Here is a 16,860-nt window from a genome sequence, read left to right on the forward strand (position 1 = left end):
AGCGGCAATTTTGCGCTACCGGTCAGTTGAGGTATGGCGAGACGCCGCTCGCCGCACCTCAACAAGTGCGGCGTCTCATGCACCGTCACGATCAAGTCACTTCCGCGTGTTTCCATCTATTTCGGTTTCCTACCGGTCGCCTCAAAAACGATGGCGCCCCGACTTTTCTGCCCGCGTACCTGCTTCAGGAGATGAACATGCGAAGCATTCAAACTCTTCACGCAGCAAGCCGCATTTTTAGCCGCACCGCGCTCGCGTTCACCGTACTCTGCTTCGCGGCCGGTGCCGCCGACGCCCAGACCGCGGCAAAACCGATAGTCACTCCGGGATTCAGCCTGTCCGTCTTCGCGACGGGTTCAGGCGGGCTGATGAGCGCACCGGACTCACTTGCCGTGCTTGATGATCACGTTTGGGTCGGCTATGCAAACACCGGCGCACCGGATGGCACGAATGGCGCGATGAGCGTGATTGTCGAATACACGTTGGACGGCAGCATCGTGAAGTCGTATCAAGTCGCGGGACACAACGATGGCCTGAAGGTCAATCCGTACACGCGCGAGATCTGGGCGATGCAGAACGAGGATGCGAATCCGAACCTCGTCATCATCAATCCCGCGACCGGCCAGGCCTCCAGGCCGTATTCCTTCGCCAAAACGCTGCACGGTGGCGGCTATGACGACATCGTGTTCAAGGACGGCCAGGCCTACTTCAGTGCGTCCAATCCCACCCTTAGCGCTAGCGGCAAGAATACGGGGCCCGCGATCGTCCGCGTCGTGCACCTTGATGCAAACAGCTACAGGATCGACGTTACGCCTGTCATGAGCGGCTCGCTCGACGCCAGCAACATTCCGTTTGGCACCGTGGCAACCCTCAACCTGACCGATCCGGATTCAATGACGCTCACGCCGTCGGGGGATGTACTGCTCGATGATCAGGGAGACGGTCAGCTTGTCCTGTTGCGCTCGTCGGGCGATGAGCCGCGCGTGCAATATCTGCCACTTCTCGGCAACGTGCAGGTTGATGACACGGTATTCGCCGCGGCGCGACAGGGGTACTTGCTGGTATCCGATACGAAAGCCAACACGGTGTACAAGATCAGCGCCAATGTCTGGCAGCGTGACGCGGCTTTCTCCGCCTCGACGGGTGTGGCCGCTTCCGGTAGCACGCCGGCAGTGCCGGCTTACGTTGGCCAACTTGACTTGCGCAGCGGAGCACTTCTGCCGCTGGTAACCAATTTGGCCAGTCCGCATGGCATGGCCTTTGTATCGACAGGCGCCCAGCAATAACGGCCGCGTATCGATTGCCGGATGACGTGATCGCAGCAAGCCGGTTCGCGGCGATTGCGTCATCCGGCAAGTGCGCCCCCTCGGCTCGAAGACGCCGCGCCCCTGAAGCCTTCCCCTCTCCTTCCAAGACCCGGTCGAGCGATTTTCGAAAGCGAGCGCCACGGGAAATCAATCAAGCGTGAGCATGCCCGTTCCTGACGCCCTGGATCGGCGCGATACGGGGGATTGCCAATTCTTTATGTTACGTTATAACATTACCAATCCTGCGCGCCAACGCTCGATTGATCGATGGCGCGTCGTTGCCTGACAAAAGGCGCGTCCACCCCGAAATCACAACAAAACAATGAACCGCTCGCTGAAATCGCAGGCCGGTATGGTGCTGCTCGCCTGTACGTTTTGCACCCGCTCGATCGCTGCCAGTGGCGAAGCCACGCTTGCCGGCACGGTAGCGGACGCGCAGGGCCACGCGCCCGCCCATGTCCAGATCTCGCTCCAGGACGCCGGCGGCAAAAAAGTCGCCCAGACGACGGCCGACGCCAACGGGCGCTTCCGGCTCGAGGACATCGCGCCCGGCACTTACGCCGTCAACGTGGAGGCGACTGGCTACAACACCGTCACACGCGTCGCGACGGTGACACAGGGACAGGCGCCCGAGCCGGTCGCCGTCGTGCTCCAGAAAGACTCCACGCTCGACATCACCGTCAACGCCCAGCGCCTTGACCGCGCTCGCAACGGTCTCCAGCCCGAAGTGGGTGCGAGCGTCTACCGCATCACGCAGGCCGACATCGACTCGTCGCCGCAAGGCGCGAACACGCCGCTCAACCAGGTTCTGCTGCAGGCGCCCGGCGTCGCCAACGATTCCTACGGTCAGCTCCACGTGCGCGGTGACCATGCCAACCTGCAGTACCGCCTCAACGGCATCATCATTCCGGAGCCGATCAGCGGCTTCGGGCAATCGCTCGATACGCGGATCATCGACCAGGTGAATCTCGTGACGGGTGCGCTGCCGGCTCAGTACGGCTATCGCACGGCGGGCATCGTCGACATCCGCACCAAGTCCGGCGACACCGGCAACGGCGGCACGATTGACGTTTACGGCGGCAGTCACCAGACAATCCAGACGAGCGCCGATGTGTTCGGCTCCAGCGGCCCGTTCAGCTATTACTTCGCCGGTTCGCTCGGCCAGAACAATCTCGGCATCGAGGCGCCCACCTCGGACGGCAGCCCCCTGCACGACCACACGCGCCAGGGCAACGGTTTCGGCTACATGTCGTACCTGCTCAACCCGCTCACGCGCGTGAGTGTGATGTTCGGCACCGCAAGCAACCAGTTCCAGATTCCGAATACGCCGGGGCTCGCCCCCGTCTACACGCTGAACGGCCAGTCCACGTTCGACTCGGCGAACCTCAACGAGACCCAGTCGGAGCTGAACAACTTCGCGGTGGTGGCATTGCAGGGCACCAACGGTGGCGCACTCGACTACCAGGTGGCGCTCTTCACGCGCTACACGCGCACCAAGTTCAATCCGGACCCGGTCGGCGACCTCATTTTCAATGGCGTCGCATCGGAGGACTTCCACAGCAACCAGGCGAATGGCGTTCAGGCCGATTTCACTTACCGGCTCAATGATCAACACACGCTGCGCGCGGGTCTCATGTTCCAGCAGGAGCATGCCGTGTTCGACAACAGCGTGGCCGTGTTTCCCGTCGACGCGAACGGCAATCAGACCTCCGACCAGCCACTCACGATTCAGGATGCCAACAGCAAAACAGGCTATCTGTACAGCCTCTACCTGCAGGATGAGTGGAAGATCACGCCGAAGCTGACACTCAACTATGGTCTGCGTTACGACCGCATGGACGAGTATGTGCAGGCCGGACAACTGAGCCCGCGCGTCGGACTCGTCTGGCAGCCGACCAACGCGACGACGCTGCACGCCGGCTACGCGCGCTACTTCACGCCGCCGGCTTTCGAACTCGTTTCCGACTCCACGGTCAGCAAGTTCAACGGCACGACCAACCAGAGCCCGAACGCGCAGAACGATCCCGTGAAGCCCGAACGCGCCGATTACTTCGACATCGGCATTACGCAGCGCCTCACCTCCAGCCTGACCGTTGGACTCGACGCGTACTACAAGCGCGCCAGCAATCTGCTCGACGAGGGGCAATTCGGCACCGCGCTCATCTTCACGCCATTCAATTACCAGTATGGGCGAGTCTACGGCGTGGAGTTCACGTCGAGCTACCACCAGGACAATGTGACGGCCTATCTGAATGTCGCATTCAGCCGCGCGCAGGGCAAGAACATCGAATCGGCGCAGTTCAATTTCGGCGCCGACGAACTGGCCTACATTGCAAACCATTGGGTCTACCTCGATCACGATCAGCGCATTACCGCGTCGTTCGGCGGCACCTACTCCCTGGGCCAGACGACTCTCACCACAGATGCGATCGTAGGTAGCGGCCTGCGCAGCGGCTTTGCGAATACCGGGCGTCTGCCCTGGTATGCGCAGGTCAACGTCGGTGTGATCCAGCATTTCAGCGAACCGTTGATCGGCCGCTTCGATGCGCGGCTCGTGCTGGTCAATGCCTTCGGCCGCGTCTACCAACTGCGTGACGGATCCGGCATCGGCGTGGGTGCGCCACAGTATGGCCCGCAGCGAGCGATCTACGCCGGCATTACCAAGCACTTCTGATCATTTCACGCGTAAAGGAGTCCAATCATGAACGAATGGAACGGTATTGCCGAAGCGTTGCGGCTCGGCGGCTGGGTCATTTACCCGTTGAGCCTGCTGGCGATCTTCGCACTCGCCATCACGTTCGACCGGATGTACGTCTGGTGGCGCTACGCCCGAATGCCGCGTGATGGCGCCGTACGCGCACTGCCGGACGAACATGTGCTGCGACGCGTGGACATGCTGTTCGATGACAGCAGCATGCCCATCTGGCGTATCGAGGGGCAGGTCGAAACGGCCGCTTCGCAGATCGAGCGCGAGATGGGCCGCGGTCTGTGGCTGCTCGAAACGATCGTGACCGCTGCGCCGCTGCTGGGATTGCTTGGCACGATCGTCGGCATGATGCATTCGTTCCGACTGATCGGCGGCGATGGCCTCGTCAGCCCTTCGGGCGTGTCGGGGGGTGTGGCCCAGGCCCTGGTTGCCACCGCCATCGGTCTCGTGATCGCACTGATCGCACTCTTTGCGTTCAACTATTTTTCGCGTCGCGTCGACCGGCTCATGGATGACGTCGAGACCTTCGCGAACGGCCGCATCGGCGACCTGCGCCTCGCGCGCGAACGCTCCGGTGCGGCGTCATGAAGCTCAGACGTGCACGCACGTCGAGACGTGGCCGCATCGAGATCATCCCGATGATTGATGTGATGTTCTTTCTGCTCGCCACGTTCATGCTGACGACACTGGCGATGCAGCGGCTCGACGCGGTCCATATCGATCTGCCCCGAGGAGAGGCACAGCCGATGCAGATGGACCGGCCGCTCACCATCTCCGTGAATCGCGCCAACCACATCTTCGTGAACCAGCAGCCCGTTCGCCTCGATGAAGTGCGCGCGGTGGTGGCGAACCTGCTCCGAAAGGACGGGCGTATTGTCGTAGCCGCAGACGACGGCGCTTCGCATGGCGTGGTCGTGGAAGCAATACTCGAAGCGCGCAAGGCGGGCGCCGAACATTTTCTCGTTGCCGTGCATCGTGAATAGCGAATCGCTATCACGCCGCAACCACAATGTGCGTCGCTTTATCGTTGCCGCGTCGGTGGCAGCGATAGCGTGGTGGTTCTTCCTTGCGCATCTGCGCTGGCTCATGGGCTCCGGGCGACCCGCGGCGCCCCCGCAGGCGATAGAGCTGCAGGTCGTGGAACTACCGCGCGCGCAACGTGCAAGCGAAACGCCACACGACAACGTCCGGCTCGCTGCGCCAACCGCGCCTCACAGCGCGCCCCGCATGCAACGGCAGCAGCTGCAGGTGGCGCGCAGCAGCGCGGCGCACCATGCCCCTCGCGAGCTTACGCCGCCCCGCCCCGCACCCGACGCTCCTCGAGGCGCGACAGCCACACAGCAAGACGCATCCGCAACGCCCGCGTCAAAAACTGCGTCTGCCCCGGGCGCCGACACGCTGCAGTCCGGCGCCCCATCGAACGCCGACGGTTCGACCGGGCCCGTCAGCCAGCAGGCCCGGCTGCTCTCGCAACCCCTGCCGGAAGTCCCCGACGATCTTCGAGAGCAGGCATTTCAGGCCGTCGCCGTTGTACGCTTCGCCGTCCATGCGGACGGTACGTTCGATATCGAACTGGTGAAGCCCACGCAAAGTCCGCGGCTGAACCAGATTCTGCTTGTCACGCTGCGGCAGTGGCGCTTCTTCCCGGCAATTGAGAACGGTCGGCCCGTCGAGAGCCATCAGGACGTTCGCGTCCACTTCAATGTCAATTGACACACTGAACGATGAGCCAGGCGTGCACGCGCGGCCGCTCCTTATCGTTGGGGCGGCCGCGCGTGGCCGTCACGTCGTCGGTGAGGTTTGAGCGTGAGGAGCGTCTCGGGCAGCCCGACCATCGTCATCAAAGCGGCGTAGGGCAGGACGATCCTGAGCGTCGTGAGGTCGAACGGCAGGAGGCGAGACGCACGCCTGCCGTTCGCGTGTTTGATACGATTCGCTTCACCCGCCCCCACAGCGAACCCCATCATGGCGCGCGAAAACTTCAGCGATCTCATTGCGTTTCTCGCCGTCGCGCGCGAGCGCAGCTTTACGCGTGCGGCCGCGCAGCTCGGCGTCTCGCAGTCGGCGCTGAGCCACACCATCCGCAGCCTCGAAACGCGTCTCGGCCTGCGTCTGCTCACGCGCACCACGCGTAGCGTCGCCACCACGGAAGCCGGCGAGCGGCTCTTTCAGGCGCTCTCGCCGCGCTTCGAGCAGATCGACGCCGAGCTTGCCGCGCTCACCGAACTGCGCGACAAGCCCGCGGGCACCATCCGCATCACCGCGATCGATCATCCCATCGACACCGTGATCTGGCCGAAGCTGCGCCCGCTCCTCGCAGACTACCCCGACATCAAGGTCGAGATCACTGTGGACTACGGCCTGCGCGACATCGTCGCCGATCGTTACGACATCGGCGTGCGCCTGGGCGATCAGGTCGAGAAGGACATGATCGCGGTGCGCATCGGGCCGGACGTCAAGATGGCAATCGTCGGTTCTCCCGATTATTTCGCGGCGCACAAGGCGCCGCGCGCGCCGCAGGATCTGCTCAAGCACAATTGCATTACGCTGCGGCTCACGTCGTCGGGCGGCCTGTACGCGTGGGAACTCAAGAAGGACGAGCATGCGCTGCAAGTGCGCGTGGACGGCCAGCTCACGTTCAACGCCATGCCGCAAATGCTCAACGCGGCGCTGGACGGTCGCGGCCTCGCGTTCGTTCCCGAGAACGCCGCGTTGTCGTTCATCCGCGCAGGCCGCCTGAAAAGCGTGCTCAAGGACTGGTGCCCGGTATTTCCGGGCTATCACGCGTTTTATCCGAGCCGGCGACAGTCGTCGCGCGCGCTCGCGCTAGTGATCGACGCGCTGCGCTATCGCGCTTAGCGTAGCGCAGCGCCTGCCGGTGCGGATTACGTACGCGTCTTGCGCCCTTCGACCGGATAGCCCGGGTCCGTATATCCCGGCGTAGAGGCATGCCCCGGCGCCACGAGGCTGTCGACGAACGTTTCGTCGTCGGGGCCGAGCTGAAGGTTCAGCGCGTCGATATAGCTGTCCCAATGCGCTTCGGTGCGCGGGCCCGCGATCGTCGAACTGACGTGACGATTCTTGAGCACCCATGCGAGCGCGAACGCAACAGGCGTCGTGCCGCGCTCTACGGCGTAATTCGCGATCTCGGTCGCAATCCGCAACGACTCGGCGCGCCACTCCGTCTGGTGGATGCGCCGGTCGCCGCGGCCCGCTCGGCTGTCGCCGGGCGGTGGCGCATCGACGGCGTATTTGCCGGTCAGCACGCCACGCGCGAGCGGACTGTAGGGCACTACGCCTAGCCCGTAATGCGCGGCCGCGGGCAACTGCTCGACCTCGGCCGTACGATCGACGATGTTATAGAGCGGCTCGCTCGCCACGGGCCGGTCCATGCCCATCTGGTCCGCGAGGCGCACGATCTCGGCGATGCGCCAGCCACGGAAATTCGACACGCCGAAATAGCGCACCTTGCCCTGGCGGATCAGATCGCCGACGGCGCGCACGGCTTCGTCGAGTGGCACGTTGGGCAGCGCGCGGTGAAAGTAGAGGATGTCGATATAGTCGGTTCCGAGGCGCTTCAGGCTCGCCTCCACCGACTGGTAGATCCACTTGCGCGACTGCCCCTGCTCATTCGGCCCCTGTGCGAACGGGAAACCGAATTTTGTCGCAACGACCCAGTTGTCGCGCTGCGCCGCGATGGCGCGGCCCACGATTTCTTCCGAGCGGCCTCCGCGATAGACGTCCGCCGTATCGATGAAGTTGATTCCCTGTTCGAAGGCCTTGTCGATGATGCGTTTCGACGCGGCTTCGTCGGTCTCGCCGCCAAACATCATCGCGCCGAGGCACAGCGGCGAAACTTTGAGTGCACTGCGGCCCAGATTGCGATAGTCCATATCCTCTCACTTCGAGCTCGTTGCCAAAGTGGAGATTTAAATACGGAGTGGCTTTTCGATAAAGGCCTGGATCGCGCATGCTTTCATGAATACGATTCATGAAACGCTATTGACAAAAAAGCTACCGCGCAAAATACATATCGTGAAGCACCTCCACGTTCACCTCCCTGGCACGCGCAGCAAACGTAACCTTCCCGCCCTGCATGAGATAAACCTGATCCGCAAGCCGCAGCGCCATATTGGTATTCTGCTCCACCAGCACGATAGTACGCCCCGCCCCCTTAAGCCGCTCCAGGATCGCAAAAACTTCCTGCACCATCACAGGCGCAAGCCCAAGCGAAGGCTCATCGATCAGCATCAGTTGCGGCGAAGACATGAGCCCGCGCCCCAGCGCCAGCATCTGCGCCTGCCCGCCTGATAGCGTGCCCGCAGGCAGCGCGCGCCGCTCCTTGAGCAGCGGAAACAGCGCATAGACTTCCTCGAGCTGCGTTTTCGCCCCCGCGCGCCGCGTTTTCGCAAACGCGCCCAGCATCAGATTCTCCTCGATCGACATGTCGCGGAAAATCATGCGCCCCTCGGGCACCATCGCGACACCGCGCTGCGCCATGTCCCATGTAGGCACGCCCGCGAGCGGCGCGCCGTCGAAGGTGATCTGACCGCGCTCCAGCGGCACGAGCCCCATGATCGCCCGTAGCAGCGTGGTCTTGCCCGCCCCGTTCGGGCCCACGATCGTCGTGACCTCGCCGCTCGCGATATTGAGCGTAACGTCCCACAACACATTGATCGCGCCATAGCCGGCGCGGGCGCTGCTGACCTCAAGCATGGGCGGCCTCCCCCGTATAGCTGCGCACGACCTCGGGATCGCGGAACACTTCGGCGGGCGGCCCATCGGCGATCAGCTTGCCGAAATTGAGCACGCACACGCGCCGGCACAGGTTCATCACGGTTTCGATATCGTGCTCGATGATGAGGATGCCTACGTTGTATCGCTCATGCGCCGCCAGCAGCGTTTGCATGAAGCGGCGCTTGGTGGCCGTCTCGAGACCGCCCAGCACTTCGTCGAGCAACAGCAGCTTCGGCCCCGTCGCGAGCGCCTTCGCGACCTCCAGCGCCTTCAGTTCGGTGAGCGCAAGTTCGGTCGCCGCGTCGCGCTGCGCCTTGCCGTCGAGTCCCAGGAACGCGAGGATCTCGTCGATGCGCGCCTCGTCCACTCGCCCAGTGCCGAAGCGTTGCGCGACGATCAGGTTCTCGCGCACCGTGAGCTCGTGCATGGGCTGCGGCACCTGGAACGTGCGTCCGATGCCAAGGCGCGCGCGCCGATAGAGCGGCGCTTTCAACAAATCCACATCGCCGAAACGGATCGAGCCGCTCGTGGGCCGCACGAGCCCCGAAATCGCGTTGAAAAGCGTCGTCTTGCCCGCGCCGTTCGGGCCGACCAGCCCCACCACATCGCGCGTGCCGAGCGAGAGCTTTACACCGTTGACCGCCGTGATGCCGCCAAAGCGGATCGACACATCCTGCAGGCGCAGTTCCGCCGCCTGTTCAGCTTGCTGCATAGACACCTCGCCGGGTACGTTTGAAGCGCAGCGCGGTCAGACCCGCGGGGCTCACGATGATCATCGCCACGAGCAGCATGCCCAGCACGATCTGGTGCCCCGTCGGCAGCAGGCTTTTGAGCACGAGCTGGTCGACCAGATAGACCGTCACCGCGCCCACGAGCGGTCCGAGGATGGTGCGATAGCCGCCGCAGATCGCCGCGATGATCGGCACGACGGCCCAGCTCGCGTTGAACGCGTAGTCGGGTTCGAGAAAGTTGATGTAGTGCGCGTTGAATGCGCCGACGAGCCCTGTCATCAGCGCGGAAAGCATCAGCATGGCGAGCTTGAGCATCACGCTGTTCACGCCCACCACGCGCGTGGCGTCCTCCGACTCGTGCATCGCCCGCAGCGCGAGTCCCACATGGCTGCCGCGCAGCCGCGCATAGATCGCGGCGAACACCAGTACGAGCGTGAGCACGACGAGGTAGCCGCCGCTCTTGCTGCCGAAGTCGAAGCCCGCGACCTTCGGCAGCCCCGGGATGCTCGAAAGGCCGCTCGCGCCGCCCGTGAGATCGGACCATTCGGTCGCGATGATGCGGAAGATCTGCGCATAGGCGAGGATGGCAAGCGCGAAGTACGGCCCCTTCAGACGCAGCGCGGGCGCCATCGCAAGCGAGGCAACTGCCGCCCCCACGCCGCCCGCGAGCATCGCGGGAAACACGGGCCAGCCGGCCTTGAGCGTGAGGAGCGCGGAAATATACGAGCCCACGCCGAAAAATGCCGCGTGGCCAAAGCTCACCATGCCGCCGAGGTTGCCGAGCAGCGCCCACGCGAGCGCCACGCCCGCGATCGTGAGCGAGGCCACCGCCAGGCTCATCAGATACAGGTTCTGCCCGAACACGAGCGGCACGCCCGCATACAGCACGGCCAGCGCCACCGCGAGCCCGGCCAGGCGCGGGCCGGACCAGGCCGATGTGATTTTCAAAGTCGACATCGATCTCATCCCCTTCGTTTCGCCACACCGAACAAGCCGTTCGGCAGCACGTAGAGCACGAGCAGAAACAGCAGCATGCCCGCGAGTTCCTGCAACGCCGAACTGGCGAGCGTGACGGTGAGCGCCTCGGTAATGCCGAGCAGCATCGCGCCCGCCAGCACGCCCGGAATCGAGCCCACGCCCGCGAGCACCGTGATGATGAACGCCTTGACGGTGAGCGCTTCGCCGATGGATGGCTGGATCGCGCTCGACGCGTAGATCGACACGCCCGCGCACGAAGCGAGCAGCCCCGCTACGACGAACGAGATCAGTTCGGTCTTGCGCGGGTCGATGCCCATCAGGCGCGCCGCATCGCGGTTGCTGGAAATCGCGCGCACGGCGCGCCCATACCACGAACGCGAGAGCCACCACCAGAGCGCGAGCATCAGCACGACGCTGATACCGAACGAGAGCACTTCGCTGCGCATGGAAAGCAGGTTGCCGAGCATCACGCTGTCCTGCAGCCATGCGCTGCCGGTCGAGCGCACGTCGGCGCCCCAGCCCAGCAGCACGGCATTGGTCAACACGATGCCGATTCCGTAGGTCAGAATCAGCGAGTTCAGCTCGCGGTCGCGCTTGATGCGGCTAACCAGATACCACGCGGCGGCCGCCGCGGCGCAAACCACCGGAATCGCCACCGGAATTGCGAACACGGGGTTCAGGCCCAGCTTCGTCTCGAACGTGTAGGCGATATAGGCGGCAAGCAGCACCAGTTCGCCGTGGGCGAGATTGATGATGCGCATCGAGCCGAACACCAGCGCGAGCCCCAGCGCGACGAGCGCGTAGGCGCCGCCCACCAGCACGCCCGAATACAGCGATTGCAGCAACAGGTCCGTCATCGCGGCTCCTCCTTCGTTGCGCGCGCAATTACCACGGCAGCGCGGGGTAGTTCAGCTTGCCCGTGGCGCGCTCCTTCGGCCACACGAGCACGATGCGATTGCCCTGGATCTGCGCCATGTTGTTCAGGAACACGGGGTTGTCGCCGTTCGGCGCGAAGCTCACCTTGCCGATCAGCGTGTCGTGCGGCTTCGCGCGCAGTTCGGCGGCAATGCCGTCCTGCTTGAGCGTGCCCGCGTCGGCAGCGCGCGCCATGGCGTCGAACAGCAGCCGCGACTGCACGTAGGCGAATTCGGCCAGATAGTCGGGCTCCTTGTGATATGCAGCCTGATATGCCTGCACGAAGGCCTTGCCGTCGGCCGTGCCGAAGTCCGCGGGATATGGCAGCATCGCGCAGCCGATCACGTTGTTCACGAGATCGGGATAGTCGGTGGTCATTTTCGGCGTCACGATGGACCACGCGCCCATCACGGCCTTTAGTTGCGGGCGCAGCACCTTGGCCGCGCGCAGAATGCCGATATAGTCGTTCTCGTAAGCGATCATCAGCAGAACTTCGGGTTTGTCCTGCAAGCGCACCTTGTTCACGAGCGGCTTGAAGTCCGTCATCGCCGGGTCGAACGCATGCACCGTCACCGCCACGCCCTGCGCGCGCAGTTGCGTCGAGACTTCGTTGCTGAGGTCGGTGGTGGCCTGCTTCGTCGAGGCGAGAATCGAAACCGACTTCACGCCCATGGCGTTCAACTGCCCCACCACGGCCTTCGAATAGCCCGATGCGGGGCCGATGCGGAAAAAGTGCTTGAGGCCGCGCGAGGTCATCGCGCTGTCCACGGCCCCCGAGGTGATATAGACGATGCCCGCCTTGTCGGCCGCTTCGGAAGCCGGGCTCACCGAATTGGAGCCATAGCCGCCGGTAATGGCGAGCACGCCTTGCGACGCGAGCTTCTCCACCGCCGATACGGCCTTGGCGGGCTGCGCCTCGTCGTCGATCACGGTGAGTGCGACCTTGTGTTTACCGCTACCGTTGTTGAAGAGATCGGCGGCGAGCCGGATGCCCTCGAGCTGCGCGTTGCCTGCACGCGCCATCGAACCGGTAAGCGGCAACTCCACCCCCACGGGCAGTGTGTCGGCAAATGCGGCGGGCGTGTGGGCGAGCAGCGCGCAGGCGCTTGCGGCGCCCGCGCCGATGCGAAAGAGTGCGCGCACGAGGGCGCGCGGCTTGCTGCGAGTCGCGAAGCGGTCCATCGAACCTCCAAACCTGAGTCTCGGTAATAGGAAGCGGCACCGTTCAATTGCAGTGCTCGCCCTGTTTCGTTTTTCTATGTTTTCGTTACCACGGCACGCCGGGATACACCGGCTTCGCCGTCGCGTAGGTCGCGGGCCAGACGAGCGAGAGCTTGCCGTCGTGCGCGAACTGGCCCATATGCGCCACGTAGTTCGTGTTGTCGCCGCGTGCGTCGAACGCCACCTTGCCGAGGAACGTGTCGTCGCGCTGGGTCGCGCGCAGCGTGTCGGCGAGACCGCCCTTGTCGAGCGTGCCCGCTTTCTGCGCGTTCGCGATCGCGTCGAACAACAGCTGCGCGTAGACGAACGACGTCTGCGACTGATAGTTCGAGGTGGTCTTGAAGAGCCGCTGGTACGTGTCGGAGAAGTCGCGCTGGTCCGCCGAGCGGTAGTCGGCCGGCGAAGAGAGCACGGTCGCGCCATACACGTTCGGCACGAGGTCTGGGAACGACTGCGCCATCTTCGGGCTCGCGAACGCCCATGGCGCCGCGATCGCCTTCAGGTCGGGCTTGAGCACGCGCGAGGCGCGCAGAATGCCCACGTAGTCGTTCTCGTAGCCGAGCATCGCCATGGCGTCGGGCTTGTCCTGCAGCTTGACCTTGTTGACGAGTGGCTTGAAGTCGCCGATCGAGGGATCGTAGGCATGCAGGAAGGTCTTCATGCCTTGCGCCTTGAGCGCCGTGTCGAGCTGCTTCGCGAGGTCGCTCGTCGCGTCCTTCGTCGAGTAGACGATCGCCACCGACTTCACGCCCAGCGTGTTGAAGAGGCCCACCATGCCCTTCGTGTAGCCAGGCGTGTTGCTCACGCGAAAGAAGTTCTTCAGGCCGCGCGTGACCATGTCATCGCTCGTGCCGCCCGACGTCACGTAGACGAGCCCGGCCTTGTTCGCAGCTTCCGACGCCGGGCCGGCGCAGTTCGAATTGGCTGCGCCCGCAATCGCGACCACGTGCTGCGAGGCGAGTTGCTCGACAGCAGCGACGGCCTTGGCCGGGTTCGATTCGTCGTCGACGGCCACCAGCGTGATCTTGTCCTGCGGATGGCGCCGGTTGTAGATGTCGGCCGCCACCTGAATGCCGCGGTACATTTCGGTGCCCGCCTGCGCGAGCGCGCCGGTGAGCGGCAGTTCGACGCCCACGCGCCATTCCGTGGCGTGCGCGAACGACGGCGCGAGTGCGATGGCGAGCGCCGCCGCCAGCGCGCCGCGCAGGTTCGTCTGTGCGGGCCGTTCGCGTCCCGGTTTGCCGATGCTCCCGTGCTGCGTCTTGGGTCGCGTCATGTCTCCTCCTTTGCCTTTGGGGGCTTTTGTCTGCTTTGGAGTCTGCTGCGCGGCGGCCGCCTGATTCGCATATGCGCGCCACTGGACAGGTGCCAGTGTGGTTCAGGCGCGCAAAGCCAACAATTCGTTTTCGGGAAAGCGGGCGTTCGGCTGGCTGGAAGTCGGCATTTGTCCCGATGCCTGCGTGCGTGCAGTCAGCGGATCCATCGAGGCGGGGCAAAAAAAACCGCTGCACTCAGGCAGCGGTCATTGGGAACCAGGTCGGCGCACGCACTCGCGATGCGCCGTCAAACGTACGGTCTACGGTGCGCTCAGGCCGGCGCGTTTTCGGTGCTCAGCTTCGACACCATGCCGGTCTTGGCGTCGTAGGCATAGCCCTGCTGCTCGAGATGGGCGCTGACCGCTTCGACGACCACTTGCTGCTGGGACTCCTTGCGCAGCAGTTCATGCTCCGGCGCGACCTGGCCCAGCTCGGTGGCGAGGCGACGGCTCAACGAGGCTTCGCCGGCGCTGCGGGCAAGACCCACGATCGCCTTTTCGTTGGCCTGGGCCAGTTGCTGCTTCAGTCCGTTCGCGTACTCGGACCAGCGCTTGATGTTCTCGCGCGCATCGGCAATCGCGGCGGCGTGCCTGGCCGTCTCGCTGGCAAGCTGGGCCTTCAGCGCTTCGACTTCTTCCGGATCGGCGGCCGCGGGCTGTGCCTCGGCTGCGCCCTCGGCGGCTTCGCTCGATTCCGCGGCCTTGGCGAATTCGCCCATCTCGGCGAGTTCGGTCGCCTGCAGCTGCGCGGCGTCGGCGCGCTCCTGCGCCTCGGTCAGGCTCGCCGTGAGACGCGCGATTTCGGAGGCGTCGGCCGTGCGCTCGTCGCTCAGGCTGGCGAGCTGCTGCTGGGCATTCTGCAGTTCGGTGGCGGCGGCATCGCGCTCGGCCTGGGCACCGGCGACCTGTTCGCGCTGGGCCGCGAGCGCTTCCTGCTCGGCTTGCAGCGCCGCGCGAATCGCTTCCAGTTCGCCCTCGAGCTTCGCCACCGCTTCCGCGTGAGCCGCTTCCAGCGCTGCGCGCTCCGCTTCGTCATTCCCGGTCGAGGCTGCCGGCTCGGCTTGCCCGCTTTCCTCCGCGGCTGCCTCAGCGGCTTCGGCTTGGGCGGCCTGGGCCGCGTGCGCTTCGCGCTCAGCGGCCAATTCGGCGACCGCGCGCTCCAGTTCCGCCTCGAGGGCCGAAACGCGCCCGGCCAGTTCCTCGGCGCGCTTCTCGGCTGCGTCGGCGCGCCCAATCGCGCTCGCGATGTCTTCCTCGAGAGCCGGCCCGGCATTGGGCCTGGTCTCGTAGGCGCGCGTCATGTTATCCAGCTGAACTTGCAGGGCGTCGAGTTCCTGGACCGTGCTCTGCAGCTCTTCGAGCGCGTTGTCGCGCTCGTTGCACGCGTCCTCGACACGCTCGCGCATCGACAGCAGCCGGCGCGCCACGGCTCGCTCGGCCTCGTCCTGCGCCGACGTCCACAGACGGTCGAGCGCGTCGCGCATCGTGTCCGTCACGGTTTCCGGCAACCCGGGGCGCTCCACGACCTGCTGCACGCGCGGCGCACGCTCTTCGCGCCACTTGCGCAGCGAGGCAGCCACCGCGACCACCGAACCGGTATGAACTTCGGACCAGATGGCCATGGGAGAAACCTTCTGACCCTCGTCGGCCATCCGCTCCGCGATTTCAGCAACCAGTTCGTCCGTGATCGTAATGCTGCTTGACATATCTGCCTCGAGAAAGTGCGAGCCCACCCCGCGTTTCTAGAGATTGTCAGGCAACCACTTCCCGGTTAATCGCTCGAAAAGCCGGGTTTAAGGGGAGGTGTTCACAGGATTGCGCAGCCGGGCGTGGTCCGCGTCACGCCGCTGCCGCAGCCCAAAGTCAGCTCCTCCACGCTGGCCACCGGGGTTTTGTGGCTCGCGTCAGGCGGCCAGCGCCCTGCGAATCGCCGCCGAAAGCTCCGCAGGTGCGAACTTGGAGACGTAGCCGTTCGCGCCCGCGTTGCGCGCGTGCGCCTCGTTGGCGCTGCCTGAAAGCGACGAATGAATGAGCACCGGAAGGTGCTTCAAGCGCTGGTCGGCCTTGATCTTGCGCGTGAGCATGAAGCCATCCATCTCAGGCATTTCCAGGTCGGTGATCACGAGCGAAACCTTGTCGCGAATTGCGATGCCTTCGCTCTGCGCATCAGTCGCCATCTGCTGGAGGATCTCCCACGCGGCCTGGCCGTTGTGGGCAATCACGTGCGGCACTTCGAGGGCGGTGAGCGCCTGCCCGATCAGCGCGCGGGCGAAGCCCGAGTCGTCGGCAGCGAGGATGCGGCCGCCGGCAAGACGCACGGCTTCGCCCACGGCGTCGGCGCCCACTTCGGTGTGCTGCTCGGGGAAGGCGTCGCGCATGATCTGCTCGACGTCGAGCAGTTGCGCGAGGCGCGCGTTCGCGGTGCCCGGATTGATGCGCGCCACGCCCGTCACATAGCCCGTGGTGCCGCTCGATTCCGCACTCAGCACCTCGCTCCACTCGAGCCGGACGATGTCCTCCACTTCCTCCACGGCGAACGCCTGCGTGCCGCGAGAAAACTCGGTAACGAGCAGAATGCCGGGCGGCTTTTCCGAAACGGACCCGATCATCGAGCCGATATCGATCACCGGAATGATCTGGCCGCGAATATCCACCGCGCCGGCGAGATGCTCGGGCGAGCCTGCAATCGGCGTGAGCTCGGGCATGGTCGCGATTTCGCGAATCTTGAAGACGTTGATGCCGTAAAGGCCGCGGACCGTCCCCTTGCGCGCCGAGCCCAGGCGAAAGAGGAGCAGTTCGAGCCGGTTATTGCTCGTCAGAGTGGTACGCTCGTCCACGCCATGCTGCTGCACTGATTTCAATTTGCACTCCGTAATGATCTGTCGCGAATAGGCTTGGGGAACCGGTCATCCGGCTTACCGTTGTGCTTGTTTCAGGGGGCTTCCGGTG

At 64.5% G+C, this 16,860-nt stretch carries 15 protein-coding genes; 6 read left to right on the top strand and 9 right to left on the bottom strand.

The window, feature by feature from the left end:
* The first annotated feature begins 197 nt into the window (after positions 1-197).
* The 6 genes from BFD71_RS24220 to BFD71_RS24250 all read left to right on the top strand — a co-directional run bounded on the left by BFD71_RS24220 (position 198) and on the right by BFD71_RS24250 (position 6,873).
* Positions 198-1,286 (top strand): hypothetical protein, encoded by a 1,089-nt coding sequence (locus BFD71_RS24220; protein WP_141710783.1) that lies wholly within the window; start codon positions 198-200, stop codon positions 1,284-1,286.
* Between the two features lie 343 nt (positions 1,287-1,629).
* Positions 1,630-3,981: a TonB-dependent receptor gene (locus BFD71_RS24225; protein WP_069266846.1), complete on the top strand. Its 2,352-nt coding sequence runs from the start codon at positions 1,630-1,632 to the stop codon at positions 3,979-3,981.
* Positions 3,982-4,008: 27 nt separating this feature from the next.
* The gene (locus BFD71_RS24230) at positions 4,009-4,602 is read left to right on the top strand and encodes a MotA/TolQ/ExbB proton channel family protein (RefSeq protein WP_069266847.1); all 594 of its coding nucleotides are present in this window, start codon (positions 4,009-4,011) and stop codon (positions 4,600-4,602) included.
* Positions 4,599-4,997, top strand: a complete 399-nt coding sequence (locus BFD71_RS24235) for an ExbD/TolR family protein (RefSeq protein ID WP_069266848.1) — start codon at positions 4,599-4,601, stop codon at positions 4,995-4,997. Before BFD71_RS24230 ends, BFD71_RS24235 begins: the two co-directional genes overlap by 4 nt.
* Before the next feature lie 244 nt (positions 4,998-5,241).
* Positions 5,242-5,727 (top strand): energy transducer TonB, encoded by a 486-nt coding sequence (locus BFD71_RS41545; protein WP_176732952.1) that lies wholly within the window; start codon positions 5,242-5,244, stop codon positions 5,725-5,727.
* Between the two features lie 252 nt (positions 5,728-5,979).
* The gene (locus BFD71_RS24250) at positions 5,980-6,873 is read left to right on the top strand and encodes a LysR family transcriptional regulator (protein WP_069266851.1); all 894 of its coding nucleotides are present in this window, start codon (positions 5,980-5,982) and stop codon (positions 6,871-6,873) included.
* Between the two features lie 26 nt (positions 6,874-6,899).
* Here BFD71_RS24250 and BFD71_RS24255 read toward each other — a convergent pair whose 3' ends face one another.
* From BFD71_RS24255 to BFD71_RS24295, 9 genes are all read right to left on the bottom strand, one after another.
* Positions 6,900-7,907: an aldo/keto reductase gene (locus BFD71_RS24255; RefSeq protein WP_069266852.1), complete on the bottom strand. Its 1,008-nt coding sequence runs from the start codon at positions 7,905-7,907 to the stop codon at positions 6,900-6,902.
* 121 nt (positions 7,908-8,028) lie between these two features.
* Positions 8,029-8,730: an ABC transporter ATP-binding protein gene (locus BFD71_RS24260; protein WP_069266853.1), complete on the bottom strand. Its 702-nt coding sequence runs from the start codon at positions 8,728-8,730 to the stop codon at positions 8,029-8,031.
* Entirely contained in the window at positions 8,723-9,463 is a 741-nt protein-coding gene (locus BFD71_RS24265) for an ABC transporter ATP-binding protein (RefSeq protein WP_069266854.1), read from the bottom strand. The genes BFD71_RS24260 and BFD71_RS24265 overlap by 8 nt, the downstream gene beginning before the upstream one ends.
* Positions 9,450-10,439 (bottom strand): branched-chain amino acid ABC transporter permease, encoded by a 990-nt coding sequence (locus tag BFD71_RS24270; protein WP_069266855.1) that lies wholly within the window; start codon positions 10,437-10,439, stop codon positions 9,450-9,452. Before BFD71_RS24270 ends, BFD71_RS24265 begins: the two co-directional genes overlap by 14 nt.
* Before the next feature lie 5 nt (positions 10,440-10,444).
* Positions 10,445-11,317 (bottom strand): branched-chain amino acid ABC transporter permease, encoded by an 873-nt coding sequence (locus BFD71_RS24275; RefSeq protein ID WP_069266856.1) that lies wholly within the window; start codon positions 11,315-11,317, stop codon positions 10,445-10,447.
* A 28-nt stretch (positions 11,318-11,345) separates the two neighbouring features.
* Entirely contained in the window at positions 11,346-12,557 is a 1,212-nt protein-coding gene (locus BFD71_RS24280) for an ABC transporter substrate-binding protein (protein ID WP_083245438.1), read from the bottom strand.
* Positions 12,558-12,642: 85 nt separating this feature from the next.
* The gene (locus tag BFD71_RS24285) at positions 12,643-13,872 is read right to left on the bottom strand and encodes an ABC transporter substrate-binding protein (protein ID WP_083245439.1); all 1,230 of its coding nucleotides are present in this window, start codon (positions 13,870-13,872) and stop codon (positions 12,643-12,645) included.
* Between the two features lie 311 nt (positions 13,873-14,183).
* Positions 14,184-15,617 (bottom strand): DNA-binding protein, encoded by a 1,434-nt coding sequence (locus tag BFD71_RS24290; protein ID WP_069266857.1) that lies wholly within the window; start codon positions 15,615-15,617, stop codon positions 14,184-14,186.
* A 198-nt stretch (positions 15,618-15,815) separates the two neighbouring features.
* The gene (locus tag BFD71_RS24295) at positions 15,816-16,772 is read right to left on the bottom strand and encodes a chemotaxis protein CheV (RefSeq protein ID WP_069266858.1); all 957 of its coding nucleotides are present in this window, start codon (positions 16,770-16,772) and stop codon (positions 15,816-15,818) included.
* Positions 16,773-16,860: the final 88 nt, after the last annotated feature.

Source organism: Paraburkholderia nodosa, from assembly GCF_001718195.1.
Taxonomy (GTDB): Bacteria; Pseudomonadota; Gammaproteobacteria; order Burkholderiales; family Burkholderiaceae; genus Paraburkholderia; species Paraburkholderia nodosa_A.